Source organism: Pimelobacter simplex (assembly GCF_024662235.1).
Classification (GTDB): Bacteria; Actinomycetota; Actinomycetes; order Propionibacteriales; family Nocardioidaceae; genus Nocardioides.
On the sequence record NZ_CP096276.1, the window covers coordinates 5,388,837 to 5,402,790 of the forward strand.

Here is a 13,954-nt window from a genome sequence, read left to right on the forward strand (position 1 = left end):
CAAGGGGCTACGGCCAGGGCGGTGCCTCGCCCGCGGCGTCGCGCAGGTCGGTCCAGGTGTCGATGTCGCGGCCCTCGTCGCCGATCGGCGCGACCTCGACCAGGTCGAGCGGCGCCAGCAGCGCCCGGATCGACAGCCCGTGCTGCCCCTCGTGATCGGGACGGACGGCGTCCAGGCGCTCGGTGTCGACGACGAAGGCGAGCTGCCGGCGACCGTCGGCGTCGGTGAGGATCGCGCCGTCGTGGCCGACCCCTGCCTCGTGGAGGCGCCGGAACGTGCCGGCCGTCAACCGCGGCATGTCGACCGCCAGCACCGCGAGCGTCGGGAACCGGCGCAGCAGCACGTCGCGCGCGGTCAGCAGGCCGGCCGCCGGTCCGCCGAACCGCGGCTCCTCGCGCACGAACGTCACCGGCCGCTCGGTCGGCACCTGGTGCCCGGCGACGACGACCTCGCTCGCGTCGATGACGGCGTCGAGCGCGTGGTCCAGCAGGGTGCGGCCGTCGATCTCGATCGACGCCTTGTCCGTGCCTCCCAGGCGGGAGCCCTGACCGCCCGCCAGCACGACGGCCGCGAACCCGGAGAGCCCCATCTCGATCACCACGCCTCCGATCCTCCCAAAACGACACCTCAGAGACCACGCGGGGAGGGCGGTGCCGGCGGCGCGCCGCCCCCGTACGCCCCTGAGCACCTTCTCCTCAGTCGTCGGGCCTCCGGCCCGCCTCCCTCGTCGGCGGCACCCAGGCACGCACGGGAACGACGCGTCGCTCGACAGCCCCTCCCCGCGTGATCTCTAGGCTGGCACCGTGACGACCCCCACGCTGCGCCTCGCGCTCGTCCAGGCCGCCGCCGGGCTCGACCCGGCCGCCAACCGTGCCGCGCTCACCCGGCTGAGCGCCGAGCACGCCGGGGACGCCGAGCTGGTCGTCTTCCCCGAGGCGTTCGCGCGCGACTTCGGTGAGGCCGGCTCGGACGTCAGCCCGTTCGCGGAGCCCCTCGACGGCGCCTTCGCGGGCGCGGTCGACGACGCCGCGGCGGCCGGCGGGACGACGCTCGTCGCGGGCATGTTCGAGCAGGGTCCGGACCCCGCGCGGCCCTACAACACGCTGCTGGTGCGCGGGGCGGCCGCGGCGTCGTACCGCAAGGTGCACCTGTACGACTCGTTCGGCTACCGCGAGTCCGACCGGCTCACCGCGGGCCCGATCGAGCCGGTGGTCGTCGAGGTCGGGGGCTGGAAGGTCGGGCTGATGACCTGCTACGACCTGCGCTTCCCCGAGCTCACCCGGGCGCTGGTCGACCGCGGCGCCGAGCTGGTCGTCGTACCGGCGGCGTGGGTGGCGGGTCCCCGCAAGGTGCACCACTGGCGCACGCTGGTGACCGCGCGGGCGATCGAGAACACCGTGTACGTCGCCGCGGTCGGCCAGCCCGCCCCGCGCTACTGCGGGCACTCGCTGGTGGTCGACCCGTTCGGCGAGGTGGTCGCCGAGGCCTCGGCCGGGGACCCGGAGACGCCGGAGGTGCTCCGGGCTGTGGCCGAGCGCACGGTGCTGGAGGAGGCCCGTCGGGTCAATCCGTCTCTGGCCAACCGCCGGCTGCACTGATCGGTCGAGCGCGGCTCCGGCGCGGAGGGGGCAGCAAGCTGCCGGGGGACGGCGCCTCTCGCCGCGCTGCCGACCAGATAGGCTCGCTCTCCGTGTCCCGCGCTCCCTCTCGTGCTCCCCTCGAGCAGCGCCTCGGTGAGTTCGGGGAGTCGCGCGCACCGCTGGTGATCTGGTTCACGCTGATCCTCCTCGGCACCGCCGCGCTGGTCTGCGCGATGGTGCCGGTCGGTCCCGAGCAGCTCGCCGTGACCGGCTCGATCACCATCGCCACCGCGTTCGCCTGGGGCCTCGCCGCGCGTACCGGCGGCCGGCCCTTCATCTTCGGTCCGCTCGCCCTGATCTGCGGCCTGATCGCCGTGTTCAGCGACAACGACCTGCTCCTCACGGGCGCCGCCGTCGGCACCTCCGCCGCGGCCGCCGTCCTCGGCGTGATGATCACCGTCCCCGCCGCCGGCCTGCTCGGCGCGGCCCGCGAGTGCGTCATCGCGCTGCTCTTCGGCGGCGTCGGTGCGATGGCCGCCATCGGCTTCGAGCCGGCCATCCAGAAGGAGCGCTTCGAGTACGTCGGCCTGGGCCTCGCCTTCGCCGCCGCCATCGTGCTCGTCTACCGCCTCGGCGCCGGCTTCCACGGCATCGGCCGTCGCGGCCTGATCATCGTCGCCATCGGCGGCGTCGTCCTCGCCGCGACCCTGCTGTACGCCGAGCTGCTGCGCCGCTACGGCTCCACCGGCCTCGTCGACGAGCTGCTCACCTGGGTGCGCTGGAGCCGCGAGCACCTCGGCGCCTTCCCGCGCCCGATCGCCACCGTGCTCGGCGTACCGGCGCTCGCCTACGGCTGCCACATGCGTGCCCGCCGCCGCCAGGGCTGGTGGGTCTGCGCCTTCGGCGTCGCCGCCACCTCCCCGGCCGCCACCGCCCTCGCCAACCCCGCCGTCTCGGTCCGCGAGGCCGGCCTCTCGGTCGCCTACTCCCTCGTCCTCGGCCTCCTCCTCGGCTGGCTCCTCATCCGCCTCGACCTCGCCCTCACCGGCACCCGCGGCCGGCGCAGCCGCGACGCGGAGCAGGCGGCCGCCGTACGACCGGAGCCGGGACGCTTCGAACCCCTCCTCTGACCTCTGCTTTCAGGTACTCGGGGGTAACGCCTAGCGTCGTGCCCATGGCCCGAGTGACGACGTCAGAGCTGGTCGCGGAGATGGTGGCCAACGTGCTGCGCGTCGAGGTCGCCGAGGGCGCCTCCGTCGCCGTGGGCGACACCGTGGTGCTGCTGGAGTCGATGAAGATGGAGATCCCGGTCATGGCCGAGGTCGCCGGTGTGGTCACCGCGGTCAAGGTCGAAGCGGGGGACGTCGTCCAGGAGGGCGACGTGCTCATCGAGCTCCGCCGTTTCTTCGCCTGATCTCAGGCTCCGCACAGGCATTCGTCCTGGCGCGGGTGTCGAATGGGACGTGCCGCCGAGCTCCGACGGGCCTCTCAGCACAGGAGTACGGAAATGAAGCCACGCTCGTCCGCCGCCATCGTCGTGGCGGTCCTCGCCCTCGCTGCCCTGACGCCGGCCACGGCCCAGGCCGCGCCGGCCTCTCCCGCTGCCTCCGCTGCCTCCGCCTCGTCCGTCGGGGCGTGCCGCGCGGCGCAGACCAAGGTCGCCTTCCGCCCGACGCAGGGCGCCGCCGGATCGTCCTTCGGCCGGATCGTCGTCACCAACACCTCGACCCGCCCGTGCACCGTGCACGGCTACGGCGGGCTGTCGCTGGTCGGCCACGGGAACGGCACCCAGATCGGCGCGGCGTCCGTACGGATGCCGTCCCGGGTACGCACCGTGACCCTGGCCCCCGGGCAGAAGGTCCGCGCCCGGGTCCAGGTCACCGACGCCCTCAACTACCCGAAGCACACCTGCCGGCCGCGGCAGGTCCAGGGGTTCCGGGTCTACCTGCCCGGTGAGACGCACGCGCAGTTCGCGCCGTACGCGACGACGGGGTGCGCGAACCCCTCGGTGCACCTGGTCCGCAACTGGGCCTACGGCCGCTGACGGCGGGCACCCGGCCAGCAGAGGGGGCGGGATTCGAACCCGCGGTAGGTCTCCCTACGACCGCTTTCAAGGCGGTTCCGATCGGCCACTCCGGCACCCCTCCTCGCCCGTCGGCGCACGCACCGCCGGACCCTCGCGAGTCTAGGACGGTCGGCGGGACCGCGCCGCTTTGCCCCCTGCTCGCCGGTCTTGTTCAATCGCAGCATGAGCAGCACGCAGTCGCCCGGGGTCACCGACTACCGCCTGGCCCCGCCGGTGATGGCGCGGTTCGTGGGGGCCTACCTGATCCTGCTGGCGGTGCTGCTCCTCGTCGTGACCGGGCTGGTCGCCACCCTCGACCTGAACGCCGACCTGCTGGTCGCCGTCCTGGGCCTGGGCCTGCTGGGCCTCATCGCGCTGGGCTGGTGGCTGCGTTCGGGCCTGGTCGTGGTGCGCCTGACCGACGCGGGCTACCGGGTCCGGGCGATCCGGGCGGCGGGCGCGACCGAGGCGCGGTGGAGCGAGGTCGAGGACGCCGTCGCGGCGTCCCCGAGCGGGATCGAGTGCGTGGTGCTGCGCCTGCGCGACGGCCGCAGCACGACGATCCCGGTGCAGCTGGTCGCCGCCGACAAGGACGAGTTCGCGCGCGTCGTACGGACGCACCTGGAGCGCGCCGCGCGCTGATCCCGGGGTCCGATTGGGCGGCACCCGCGGGGTGCTTGTAGCCTGTGCTGCGCTGGTCGGTCTGTGACCGACAGTGGAGGAGGCGTCGCCTAGTCTGGTCTATGGCGCCCGCCTGCTAAGCGGGTTTGGGGCTACAACCCCATCGAGGGTTCAAATCCCTCCGCCTCCGCAGCAGCTGGAACAGAGGAACCCCCGGCGGGCGAAAGCTCGGCGGGGGTTCTTCACTTCGGCCCCGCGGCGCCCGCCGAGCGCCTACCGTGGTCGACATGGTCGACGCGCGGACGCTCCTCCGGGTGGCCCGGGCGGGCGCCGCCGCGGACCTCGTCGTCGCGGCCGCGACCCTGGTCTTCGTGCGTGATGTCTACGTCGCGTCCGCGGCCGGCTTCGCCGTGCTGGTCGCGATCGCCTACCTGGTGCGGACGACGCGCGGCTCGTACGACCCCTACGGCTCCCTGGCGCTGCTGGGATGGGTGCTGGTCAACGCGACCCTGGTGCCGGGGTCGCTCCCGGGCCAGGGCCTCTGCGTCGCCGGCATGGCGTTCGTGCTCGCCTGCTCGGTGGCGCCGCCGCTCGCGGACCGGCGCTACGCCCGGTTCCTGGAGAGGGCCCGGGCTCAGGCCGCGTCGTGAAACACCAGGGCGAGCGTGTGCCGCTCCCCCGACCGTACGGCGGACACCCCGTGCCGCACCGGCGCCGCCGACCAGCCCCGGGCCGAGCGCACCGGCCGGTCGCGGGTGGTGAAGACGTAGCCGTGCCCCTGGGGGAGCAGGGTGGCGGTGCCGCGGGACTGGGCGCGGGGGCGCTGCTCGACGAGCAGGAGCTCGCCGCCGGTGTGGTCCACGCCGGGGCGGTCGAGGTTGATCACGACCTGCAGCGGGAACACGAGGTCGCCGTACAGGTCGCGGTGGAGGGCGTTCCAGTCGCCCTCGCGGTAGCGCAGCAGGATCGACGTCGACCGGGTCTGCCCGGCGCCGTGGCAGCGTTCGAGCCAGGCGTCGAGCGAGTCCGGCCAGGGGGCCTCGCGGCCCAGGCGGGACCACCAGTCGCGGGCGATGGGGAGCAGGCGGGGGTAGAGGGCCTGCTTGAGGCGCTCCACCGCCTCCGGGTACGGCGTCCGCAGGTACCGGTACTCGCCCGACCCGAACCGGTGCCGGCTCATGTCGATCGTGCTGCGGAACAGCTCGTCGTGCTCGTACAGCCCCCGGATCCCCGCCGCCTCCGCCGGGGTGAGCAGCTCGGGCAGCAGGGCGCCGCCGTCGCGGTCGAGGTCGGCGGCGACGGCGGTCCAGTCGGCGCCGGCGACGCGGTCCTCCCAGGTGCTCACGCGGCCGCCTCCAGGCGCAGCAGCGTGGTCTTCGCGTCGGCGCCGCCGATGTAGCCGCCGAGGCTGCCGTCGGCGCGCAGCACCCGGTGGCACGGTACGACGACCGGCAGCGGGTTGGTCGCGCACGCGGTGCCCACGGCGCGCACGGCCTTGGGGTTGCCGACGAGCGCGGCGACCTGGCCGTAGCTGCGCGTCTCGCCGTACCCGATCTCGGGCAGGTGGCGCTGCACGAGGCTCCGGAAGCCGTGCGAGAGCGACAGGTCGAGGTCCACGTCGAAGGTACGGCGCCGCCCGGCGAAGTACTCCTCCAGCTCCCGGGCCACGGGGTCGAGGCGGTCGGGTGCGCGCAGGATCCGCGGCGAGAGCCGGTGGGCGAGGGTGTCGAGGACCTGGTCGTGGTCCTCGCTGGCGTAGGCGACGCGGACCAGTCCGCGCGGGGTGGCGGCGAGCAGGAGCGGGCCGACGGGGGAGTCGACGGTCGTGTAGGCGAGGTCGAGCAGGCCCTCGGCCGCGGCGTCCGCGGCCAGTCGCCGCTGCAGCCGGGCGAGGACGCCGGCGTCCTCGGGCGACGACGCGAGGTGGGAGAGGTCGTTCATGAGCGGGCTCCTTCCGTGAGCAGGCCCGGGTAGGTCGTGCGGAGGTTCTTGATGCCGTCGGCCGCGGCGCGACGGGCGGCGTCGGTCGTGCCGCCCAGGATCGCGGCGATCTCGGCGTACGGGAGGCCGGCGACGTAGTGGTACGCCACGGCCTGGCGTTGCTTGGGCGGGAGCGCGCGGACCGCGGCCCAGAGGTCGTCGTCCGGCGCCGGCGGTCCGGGATCGCCGGCGCGCTCGGGGACCTCGTCGACGGGCAGCGGACGCCGCTGGGCGGCGCGCAGGACGTCGATCGCCTTGCGGTGCGCGATGGTCACCAGCCAGGCCTCGACGTTGGCGTCGTCGGGGAGCCCGGGGTAGGCGCGCAGGGCGGCGACGAAGGTCTCTGACCAGGCGTCCTCGGCGTCGTGCGGACCGAGGAGCACGCGGCACACGCGCAGCACGGTCGGCCCGTGCTGGGCGACCACCTGCTCGAACGGCTGCCTCACCGCACACCCCTTCCCGAAGCGCCCGACGCGCCGGACGTCCCCGCCATGATCGGCCATCGAGCACGGGCCGGGGCGGCATACCGGAGCCAGCCGGCCAGCATGAGCAGGCCGACCGCGGTGTTGAAGGCGTGCAGCGCCCAGAGCGGCCCGGGCGGCGTGGTGAAGACGTAGACCGCGTACAGCGCGTTGCCGGAGTTGCTCAGCACCAGGTTGCCGGCGCTGTAGGAGGCCATGTCCTTGGTCCGGGCGGCCTTGACGACCATCGGCAGCGCCGCGGTCACGAACATCGCGGTCGACAGCGTTCCGGCGAGCAGGGGCAGGTCGAGGGACACGCGGGTGGATCCTTCCGTGGGGGTTCACCCGGTAGACGTCCCGCGCCGGCCGAACGTGAGACGGCCGGTCCGGGGGCGCCTCCTCGCATCTGCTGGGGCGGTGAGGCAGACTGGTTTGCGCTTGCCCCTGAGCGGGTAGGGGTCGGCAATTCAGGGCCTGTTCGAGGGTGCAGGCCCGTTACCCAGTGAGGGGCCCCAGATGAAGAAGCTCGCCCGCAGGACAGCCGCCTTCTCGTTCGCCGTCGTGGTCACGACCATCGGCGTCGTCTCCATCCCGACCTCCGCCGAGGCGGACACCGGTTGGGGTTGGCGGGTGATTCCGACCTCGCACCGCTGAGCGCTGCGACGTCGTCGCCCCGGTTCTCGGGCCGGGGTTGCTCACTCCTGCGCCGTGTCCTGGTTCTCCTGGCCGGCGATACCGAGCTTCGCCATCGTGTAGCCCAGCTGGAAACGCGTCTCCGCGTCGTACTCCTCCTTGAGCTCGGCCACGTATCCGGCGTACGTCCGCGGACTGACGCCCAGCCGCTTGGCGCTCACCGCGTCGGCGTGCCCCTCGATGAGCATCCGGATCGTCATCGCCCGCTGCTCCGAGGCGATCTCCTTGCGCACCCGCTGCTCGCCGCTCGCGAACGGCCGGCCGCGCGCGAACGCCCGCTCGAAGACGTCGACCAGGTAGGCCACGATCGCCGGCTCCCGTACGACGACCGCCGTGGCCAGGCTGTCGGCGGCCGGGATGAGCGCGACCTGGCGGTCGACGACGATCATCCGGTTGAAGAACTCGTCGAGCGTGCGCACCTCCGCACCGTGCTCGGTGACCGTGGCGACGTACGTGTGGGTGGCGGGGTGGCGCCGGGCGCTGTGCTGGTAGAGCGTGCGCATCGTGAGACCCCGCTTGAGCGCGGCCACGTCGCGCACCGCCGCCTCGGCGACGGTCTTGGCGCTGCGGGTGGCCTGGGGCTGCGCGGTGAGCAGCTCCTCCTGGGCCTCGGTGACGAGCGTGGTGAGGTAGGGGTTGATCGCCTCGCCATGCAGGTAGAGGAAGGGCCCTGACTCGTTGGCCGCCGGCGAGCGGCGCCAGCTCTGTGCGAGGTGGGTGAACGCCGACGCCCAGTGCGCCGACTCCTGCAGCAGCCGCGCCCCCTCGTTGCCCAACGGCGTCACCACCCGCGCCTGGGCGTTGCTCGGCTCGAGCGGTCGCCAGGTCTGCCGGGTGCCGTCGAGCTGGAGCAGACCCAGCTCGACGAGCAGGTCGAAGGCCCGGCGCTGCGGCGTACCGTCGGCGAGGCGCTCGTCGTCCGCGGCCAGCCCGCCCTCGGCCAGGATCAGCTCGTAGAGGCCGATCGCCTCTTCCTCGAAGAGCTCCCGATCCTCGGGGCGGTAGCCGGCCATGGCGCCATGCTTCCACACCGCCCGATGCCGCTGATTCGGCATCGGCGGGGTGCCTCGGCTATTCTCATTCGGTCGCCACGGCGACGGGCGCCTGTAGCTCAACGGATAGAGCATCTGACTACGGATCAGAAGGTTTGGGGTTCGAATCCCTACAGGCGCGCAGCGCACGACGACGAGGGCCGCTTCCCGCTGGGAGCGGCCCTTCTTCGTCTCCCGAACCGGCGACGAGTTGACCACTTGATCAGTTCCGCCGGGCAGAGTGCCGCGTGGGCCGAGGCACTCGTCAGGTGGAGCGGTTACACCATTCGACGGCACTCGCTCTTTCCCTCACCAGCGACCCGTCGGCGGCCCCACCATGAGGGCGGTCCGCACCCCGCGGACCGTCGTGCGTCCTCGTGGAGTCCTGATGTCCCAGCCTCGACCGACCGGTCCTCGCCTCACCCTCGCTGCCGTCGCGCTGCGGACCCTCGTCCTCGGTGTCGCGGCCTCCCTCGTCGGGCTCCCGTTCGTGGCCGTGCCGGCGGCCCACGCCCAGACCCCGCCGACGCCGTTGGTCAGCCAGATCGCCGATGTGCGCATCTCGGTGAGTGCGGCCGAGTTCCGGCGCCACCTGTTCGTGGCGGCGGACGCCGCCCGGCTCTCCGACCCGAGCAGCACCGCGGACCTCCTGGCCGAGCGGGTGCTGCAGCACGTGTACGCCTTGGACCCGCAGGCTGATCCTGCGGCCGCGGCTGACGCCGTCCGGGGGCTCGTCGCGGCGGCCGGGTCCGTCACGGGGCCGGCGTTCGACTCCCGGATCACCCGGACGATGGTGCTTTTCCAGAGCGCGGCCACGGCCGACCGGGGTCCGCTCGCGGCTACCCTCCAGCGGGCCACCACCGAGCTGGTCAGGCTGACGGCGGAGCAGGTCGCCACCGTCACCGCGGGCACCCACGCCGAGAACGCTCTGGGCACCAACGGGGACACGGAGTCGCGCCTCCTGGCGTCCACGACCTTCGCGCCGGCGGCGGTCCTGCGCGACAGCGCCACGCTGGCCGACAGGTCCCCCCGGTTCGCCTCGGCCAGGGACCTGGTCTGGGGGAGCGTCACGGGAGTATCGATCTCGGCGACCACCGCCGCGCTCCTGTCGACCGCCCCGATGCTGATGGACAACCCGGACGTCCAGGCGTGGGCGGCGCGGCGCGACCAGGCCGGCAACCTGAGCACCACGGGTGTCGTCATCGCCGGTACGCCGAGCAACCCCGCGCCGAACACCATCGGCGCCACCATGGCCGAGCTGGGCGATTCCCTCCGCACCACCGTCGAGGTCGCCGCGGCCAGCACCGGGACGACCCCGGTGGACGAGGCCGTCTCCGAGCAGGCTGTCGAGGACGCACGCGATAGCCAGACCACCCTCGTGCTGCAGACGGGCTTCCTCACCGGCAGCACGAGCGCGGCCAAGGACATCGTCGACCAGGTCGGTGCCACCGCGATCCAGGTGACCCTGCTCGCGATGACGTTCAACGACTTCGCCAAGGGAGACATCGGCCGCGCCGCACTGTCGGGCAATGCGCTCGGCGTGGTGATGACGCTGTTGCCGGCGGTGCTCGAGTGGGCCGGCGTCTTCGGGCCGTCCGGCGACGACCTCGTGATGACCCAGCTGGACAACATCTCCCAGCAGATGGCCGACTTCCAGAACTACGTGACCGGCCAGTTCACCCAGGTGTTCGAGTCCCTCGCGCGCGTCTCTGCCCAGCTGGACGACATCTCCCAGAAGCTCGACCGCGCCGTGATCGACATCGAGCAGGCGCGCGTCCAGATCGGCCAGCTGTACGACGGCCTCAGCCGGCTGCAGGGATCCCTGGACGCGGTGCAGAACAACATCCTGGAAGCGCTGCGCAACGGCACCAACTCCGCGCTGCGGCAGACCATCAACTCGGCGCTGGGCTACGAGGAGCGCAACGGCAGCAAGCTCCCCCTCAACGAGTTCAACAGCGCGGCGGCCTACCTGCACACGTTCGTCACGGTGACGGCGCGGCACAGTCCGGAGCTGAACACCGACCGCCCGTCGTTCGACCTCCAGAACGACGCCAACCAGCTGAGCACCGGGATCGCGAGCAACGTCCACTTCCTCGACCAGGTGCCGGCGAAGCGGGGGTGGCGCAACGCTCGGCTCTCCGGGCTCACCGGAGACGCGCCCCAGCTCGCCAACATGGACGACTTCGTCCTCGCGTCGCGGGCCTACGCACAGCTGATGCTGGAGAACCCGCGCTACGTCACGGCCGGCTACCGTCGCTGGCTCAGCGACATCCAGCAGCAGGGCACGCCGCTGGCGGACCTGACCGCGGCGATCGCGACGCCGGACACCGCCGACGGGACACGCAGCACCTTGCTGAACCGCCTGGTCTGCGAGCGCACGAGTGCCGCCTTCACCCCGACGACGTCACCGCCGTGCCGGCCGCAGACCGAGGAGACCGCCCCTGTCGACGCGTTGGTCGCCGAGGCCACCACCCAGCTGACCGGCACCGTCCCCGGCTTCGACGGCGCAGGCAAGCTCACCCCGAGCTCGCCACTGACGACCAGCGGCAGCTCCACCTTCGACCCGTTCGTGAACAGCTCGAGCGACCAGTCCGACCTCTCCACCCTGTGGTCCACGCTGCCCGGCCGCGACAAGGTCGCGCAGTGCGGAGCCGCTGCTGGTGAGTCGGCCGGCACGCTCGGCGCGATGGACCGCCCGACGACGCTCACCCCCAACGCTCACGGTGTGCCGCAGGTCTTCCAGTGGGCCCACCGGATGGGGCTGGGCACGTTGAGCGTCTGCTACAAGACCACGTCCAAGAAGGTCCAGGTCGACGCGTGCCAGTACGGCGCCGACGACGACACCGACGGCTGGATCGCGCTGAACGTGACCATCGCGCGCCCCGCGAACTGCTCCAACAGCTACTGGCTCAAGAGCGACTTCAACCTCCAGACCGGCCGCTACCTGAAGGCGGAGTACCGCTACGACGACATCGCGTTCGTGTGGACGTTCTCACCCAAGGACGCCCCCACCGCGCCGATCTACGTCCAGAGCGTCGTACGCCGGGGGGCCGCGACCGCAGCGGTCGGGGGCGGGTACAACACGACCGTGGCCCTGCCCCGGGGCGGCTACTCGGCGATTCCCGGCGCCGTCCAGCAGTACTCGGACACCGCCGACTTCATCGAGCAGCCGGACGGGAGGTTGAGACTGCACACGGACGCGCGGAGGGCGTCGATGTACACCGCCCTCGCCACCACCGCCGCCGTGCGCAACGGCTGGGGCGACGCGACCACCGCCACGTCGGGGGTCGTCGACTACCAGGCTCACCACGGCACCATCAACGCCGGCGACGCCCTGGACCAGGCCATCGCCGGGCTGGATCCGAAGCTCGCAGCCACCAGGTCGAACCTCGACCAGGGAGCCCTGGCCGCCCGCGGCGCCATCGACGACAACCTCGTCTCGCTGCAGGGTGACCTCTACCGCGGGCTCCTGCGCGGCTCCCAGACCGCCGGGAACACGACCTCCGGGCCGCTCCACGACGCCCTCGTCCGCCTCGACGGAGCGAACGCGATGCTCAGCAGCTACCTGCAGCTGGGCGCCAGCCGAGCCCTGCGCGAACGCGACCTCACCGGCCTCCCCGGCGCACTGACCGGCGCCAAGGACCTGACGGACGCGATCCGGACCCAGCTGGCCAAGACGGGTGCCGGGGAGACCGGCACCGACCCGAGCCGGCTCGTCACCGAGATCCTCGACCCGTCCGTCCTGGACGCCCTCGACGGGCTGCTCCCGCTCCCGGCGAGCCCGTCCGGGCGCTCCGGTGCGGCAGCGGCCGACCCGAGCGCCACGCCGGGTTCGGTGCATCCCGCGCTGCTGGCGACCAACGACCAGCTGACGCTCGCCGCGATCGCGCTGGGTGCGCCGGCGCCGGTCGTACCGCCCACCCCGCCGCCGGTCACGCCCCCGAAGATCGTCCTCGGCAGCGCCTGGGTGTCGACGGCCAACGTGGGCAGGTGGTACCGGCAGCGGGTCGTCGCGTCGGGCGGCACCACCTACCGGTGGTCGCGCCAGGGCAAGCTGCCTCGCGGCCTGAAGGGCAGGCCGAGCAAGTCGGGGCGGTCGTACGTCATCACGGGCCGGCCGAAGAAGCCCGGCATCTTCGCCTTCACCCTGACCGTCACCGGCGCCGGAGGGACGCCCGCCGTCAAGCGCTACCGGATCTGGGTCCGCTGACTCCGCGGTCGCCACGGTCGAGCGCGCCCACGTGCTGGAGGTGGCGCAGGGCCCCTGCGGCTCCCTCGCCCGGGTGCGACACCAGGCGCGAGACCAGCACCAGCAGCGTCGTGCGCGCCAGCCCTTCGGCGTCCTCGGCGTGGCCGCGGACGCACGCGGTCACCGCCGCGAGCAACGGGTCGTCGGCCGTCGGCTCGGACGTCGCGAGTGACCCGAGGTAGGGCTTGAGGTAGGCGAGGTGGTCCGCCAGGAAGTCCGCCACTCCGTCGATCGACGCGGGCGCCTCGGCCGCCGCACCGGCGGCGTCGGCGAGCAGCGTCGCCACGACCATCGAGGCCTTGCCCTTGAAGTGCGCGTAGACGGTGGCCGGGCTCAGGTGGGCCCGGCGGGCGACCGTGGCGACGGACAGCTCGTCGTACGACGTGTGCTTGAGCTGCTCGCGCACCGCGTGCATCGCCAGCTCCCGGGTCTGCTCGGCGCGGCGGCCGGCCTGGGGCGGTGCCGGGCGGACGAGCCGCAGCTCCGCCATCCGGTCGTCCAGGTCGCGGGGGTCGCCGGGCACCCGCACCATCGCCATCGAGATCGCGGACGCCTGCTTCACGAACGAGCCCTCGACGGATGAGGTCGGGTCGGCGGCCTTGCGGAACACCGCGTCGTTCAGCAGACCGGTGTAGGCGCCGACGTACTCGGCCACCGAGAAGGGCGGGCACATCTCCCGCTGCCAGCGGCCGAGGAAGTCGGTGATGGCCGCGACGACCGCGGCGTCGTGGGTGCGGACGTGAGCGGTGTAGGCGGACGTCGCCTGCTCGCCCCCGAAGGCACAGAGCCCGACGCGGAGCCGGTTCTCGGCGTCGTCGAGCAGCCGGGCGAAGTCGTGGGCGTAGTAGTCGGCGGTCGCGACGGACTTCGTCGCCGGGTCGTACGTCGCCGCGGTGCGTGCGGCGACCTCCTCGGCGGACTTCTCCTCCACGCCGTAGATCCGGTCGATCAGCGCGGCGGCGTACTGCTCCACGGACCCGAAGTGGTGGAAGAGGGTCGCCGGGCTGACCCCCGCCCGCCGGGCGATCTCGCGGGTGCCGATCGCCCCGACGAGCGCGGCCGCATCGATCTCCTGGAGCGCCTCGACCCCGGCCTCCAACAGCCGGCGGCGCGTGGACTCGGCGCTGCGCGGGGGCATGGCGCCGAGACTACTGCGGATCGGGAGCGGGGTCTCGACCCCCGAGCTGGGGCGCCGAGCAGAAGTCCCTGACCCCTTCTCGGGTGTCATTCGGGCCCGGTCGCGCCCGATTTCGACCTCTCGGGCCAGGCGACCG

15 protein-coding genes and 3 tRNA genes are annotated in these 13,954 nt (G+C 73.1%); 10 read left to right on the forward strand and 8 right to left on the reverse strand.

What is annotated here, in order from left to right; all coding sequences use genetic code 11:
• Positions 1-7: 7 nt before the first annotated feature.
• A complete protein-coding gene (gene mobA, locus M0M48_RS26490) occupies positions 8-601 on the reverse strand; it encodes a molybdenum cofactor guanylyltransferase (RefSeq protein ID WP_257753413.1) in 594 nt (197 codons plus the stop codon).
• Positions 602-803: 202 nt separating this feature from the next.
• Between mobA and M0M48_RS26495 the strand changes: the two genes are divergently transcribed.
• The 4 genes from M0M48_RS26495 to M0M48_RS26510 all read left to right on the forward strand — a co-directional run bounded on the left by M0M48_RS26495 (position 804) and on the right by M0M48_RS26510 (position 3,624).
• Positions 804-1,598: a carbon-nitrogen hydrolase family protein gene (locus M0M48_RS26495; protein ID WP_257753414.1), complete on the forward strand. Its 795-nt coding sequence runs from the start codon at positions 804-806 to the stop codon at positions 1,596-1,598.
• A 92-nt stretch (positions 1,599-1,690) separates the two neighbouring features.
• A complete protein-coding gene (locus M0M48_RS26500; protein WP_257753415.1) occupies positions 1,691-2,710 on the forward strand; it encodes a hypothetical protein in 1,020 nt (339 codons plus the stop codon).
• Positions 2,711-2,754: 44 nt separating this feature from the next.
• Positions 2,755-2,994, forward strand: coding sequence for a biotin/lipoyl-binding carrier protein (locus M0M48_RS26505; protein ID WP_257753416.1), 240 nt, complete (start codon positions 2,755-2,757; stop codon positions 2,992-2,994).
• Between the two features lie 93 nt (positions 2,995-3,087).
• Entirely contained in the window at positions 3,088-3,624 is a 537-nt protein-coding gene (locus tag M0M48_RS26510; RefSeq protein ID WP_257753417.1) for a DUF4232 domain-containing protein, read from the forward strand.
• An 18-nt stretch (positions 3,625-3,642) separates the two neighbouring features.
• Here the strand turns inward: M0M48_RS26510 and M0M48_RS26515 are convergent.
• Positions 3,643-3,727, reverse strand: a tRNA-Ser gene (locus M0M48_RS26515).
• A gap of 101 nt (positions 3,728-3,828) precedes the next feature.
• Here M0M48_RS26515 and M0M48_RS26520 point away from each other — a divergent pair.
• The 3 genes from M0M48_RS26520 to M0M48_RS26530 all read left to right on the forward strand — a co-directional run bounded on the left by M0M48_RS26520 (position 3,829) and on the right by M0M48_RS26530 (position 4,916).
• Complete coding sequence (locus tag M0M48_RS26520) at positions 3,829-4,287, forward strand: hypothetical protein (RefSeq protein WP_257753418.1); 459 nt, start codon at positions 3,829-3,831, stop codon at positions 4,285-4,287.
• A gap of 78 nt (positions 4,288-4,365) precedes the next feature.
• Positions 4,366-4,456, forward strand: a tRNA-Ser gene (locus M0M48_RS26525).
• 97 nt (positions 4,457-4,553) lie between these two features.
• Positions 4,554-4,916, forward strand: a complete 363-nt coding sequence (locus M0M48_RS26530; protein WP_257753419.1) for a hypothetical protein — start codon at positions 4,554-4,556, stop codon at positions 4,914-4,916.
• On the opposite strand, the gene M0M48_RS26535 is transcribed toward M0M48_RS26530, so the two are convergent.
• The 4 genes from M0M48_RS26535 to M0M48_RS26550 are packed head-to-tail and all read right to left on the reverse strand — an operon-like array spanning position 4,901 to position 7,024.
• Positions 4,901-5,611, reverse strand: coding sequence for a 2OG-Fe(II) oxygenase (locus M0M48_RS26535; protein ID WP_257753420.1), 711 nt, complete (start codon positions 5,609-5,611; stop codon positions 4,901-4,903). The two genes, M0M48_RS26530 and M0M48_RS26535, sit on opposite strands and share 16 nt — an antisense overlap.
• On the reverse strand, positions 5,608-6,207 hold the full coding sequence (locus M0M48_RS26540) for a methylated-DNA--[protein]-cysteine S-methyltransferase (protein ID WP_257753421.1): 600 nt from the start codon (positions 6,205-6,207) through the stop codon (positions 5,608-5,610). The genes M0M48_RS26535 and M0M48_RS26540 overlap by 4 nt, the downstream gene beginning before the upstream one ends.
• On the reverse strand, positions 6,204-6,692 hold the full coding sequence (locus tag M0M48_RS26545; RefSeq protein ID WP_257753422.1) for an RNA polymerase sigma factor: 489 nt from the start codon (positions 6,690-6,692) through the stop codon (positions 6,204-6,206). Before M0M48_RS26545 ends, M0M48_RS26540 begins: the two co-directional genes overlap by 4 nt.
• Positions 6,689-7,024, reverse strand: a complete 336-nt coding sequence (locus tag M0M48_RS26550; RefSeq protein WP_215813842.1) for a hypothetical protein — start codon at positions 7,022-7,024, stop codon at positions 6,689-6,691. Before M0M48_RS26550 ends, M0M48_RS26545 begins: the two co-directional genes overlap by 4 nt.
• 199 nt (positions 7,025-7,223) lie before the next feature.
• Here M0M48_RS26550 and M0M48_RS26555 point away from each other — a divergent pair, with 199 nt between their 5' ends.
• On the forward strand, positions 7,224-7,361 hold the full coding sequence (locus tag M0M48_RS26555; RefSeq protein ID WP_215813841.1) for a hypothetical protein: 138 nt from the start codon (positions 7,224-7,226) through the stop codon (positions 7,359-7,361).
• Between the two features lie 41 nt (positions 7,362-7,402).
• On the opposite strand, the gene M0M48_RS26560 is transcribed toward M0M48_RS26555, so the two are convergent.
• Complete coding sequence (locus tag M0M48_RS26560) at positions 7,403-8,413, reverse strand: LuxR family transcriptional regulator (protein ID WP_215813840.1); 1,011 nt, start codon at positions 8,411-8,413, stop codon at positions 7,403-7,405.
• Between the two features lie 87 nt (positions 8,414-8,500).
• On the opposite strand from M0M48_RS26560, the gene M0M48_RS26565 reads away from it, so the two are divergent.
• Both M0M48_RS26565 and M0M48_RS26570 read left to right on the forward strand, forming a co-directional pair.
• A tRNA-Arg gene (locus M0M48_RS26565) sits at positions 8,501-8,573 on the forward strand.
• A gap of 246 nt (positions 8,574-8,819) precedes the next feature.
• A complete protein-coding gene (locus M0M48_RS26570; RefSeq protein WP_257753423.1) occupies positions 8,820-12,641 on the forward strand; it encodes a hypothetical protein in 3,822 nt (1,273 codons plus the stop codon).
• On the opposite strand, the gene M0M48_RS26575 is transcribed toward M0M48_RS26570, so the two are convergent.
• Positions 12,613-13,818 carry a TetR/AcrR family transcriptional regulator gene (locus tag M0M48_RS26575; protein ID WP_257753424.1) on the reverse strand — a complete coding sequence of 402 codons (1,206 nt, stop codon included), beginning with the start codon at positions 13,816-13,818 and terminating at the stop codon, positions 12,613-12,615. The genes M0M48_RS26570 and M0M48_RS26575 overlap by 29 nt on opposite strands.
• Positions 13,819-13,954 lie beyond the last annotated feature (136 nt).

Bases quoted from the DNA above. Each gene is read 5' to 3' on its own strand.
- M0M48_RS26505 (WP_257753416.1), top strand. From the start codon at position 2,755: ATGGCCCGAGTGACGACGTCAGAGCTGGTCGCGGAGATGGTGGCCAAC.
- M0M48_RS26510 (WP_257753417.1), top strand. From the start codon at position 3,088: ATGAAGCCACGCTCGTCCGCCGCCATCGTCGTGGCGGTCCTCGCCCTC.
- M0M48_RS26520 (WP_257753418.1), top strand. From the start codon at position 3,829: ATGAGCAGCACGCAGTCGCCCGGGGTCACCGACTACCGCCTGGCCCCG.
- M0M48_RS26530 (WP_257753419.1), top strand. From the start codon at position 4,554: ATGGTCGACGCGCGGACGCTCCTCCGGGTGGCCCGGGCGGGCGCCGCC.
- M0M48_RS26540 (WP_257753421.1), bottom strand. From the start codon at position 6,207: ATGAACGACCTCTCCCACCTCGCGTCGTCGCCCGAGGACGCCGGCGTC.
- M0M48_RS26555 (WP_215813841.1), top strand. From the start codon at position 7,224: ATGAAGAAGCTCGCCCGCAGGACAGCCGCCTTCTCGTTCGCCGTCGTG.
- M0M48_RS26560 (WP_215813840.1), bottom strand. From the start codon at position 8,413: ATGGCCGGCTACCGCCCCGAGGATCGGGAGCTCTTCGAGGAAGAGGCG.
- M0M48_RS26570 (WP_257753423.1), top strand. From the start codon at position 8,820: ATGTCCCAGCCTCGACCGACCGGTCCTCGCCTCACCCTCGCTGCCGTC.
- M0M48_RS26575 (WP_257753424.1), bottom strand. From the start codon at position 13,818: ATGCCCCCGCGCAGCGCCGAGTCCACGCGCCGCCGGCTGTTGGAGGCC.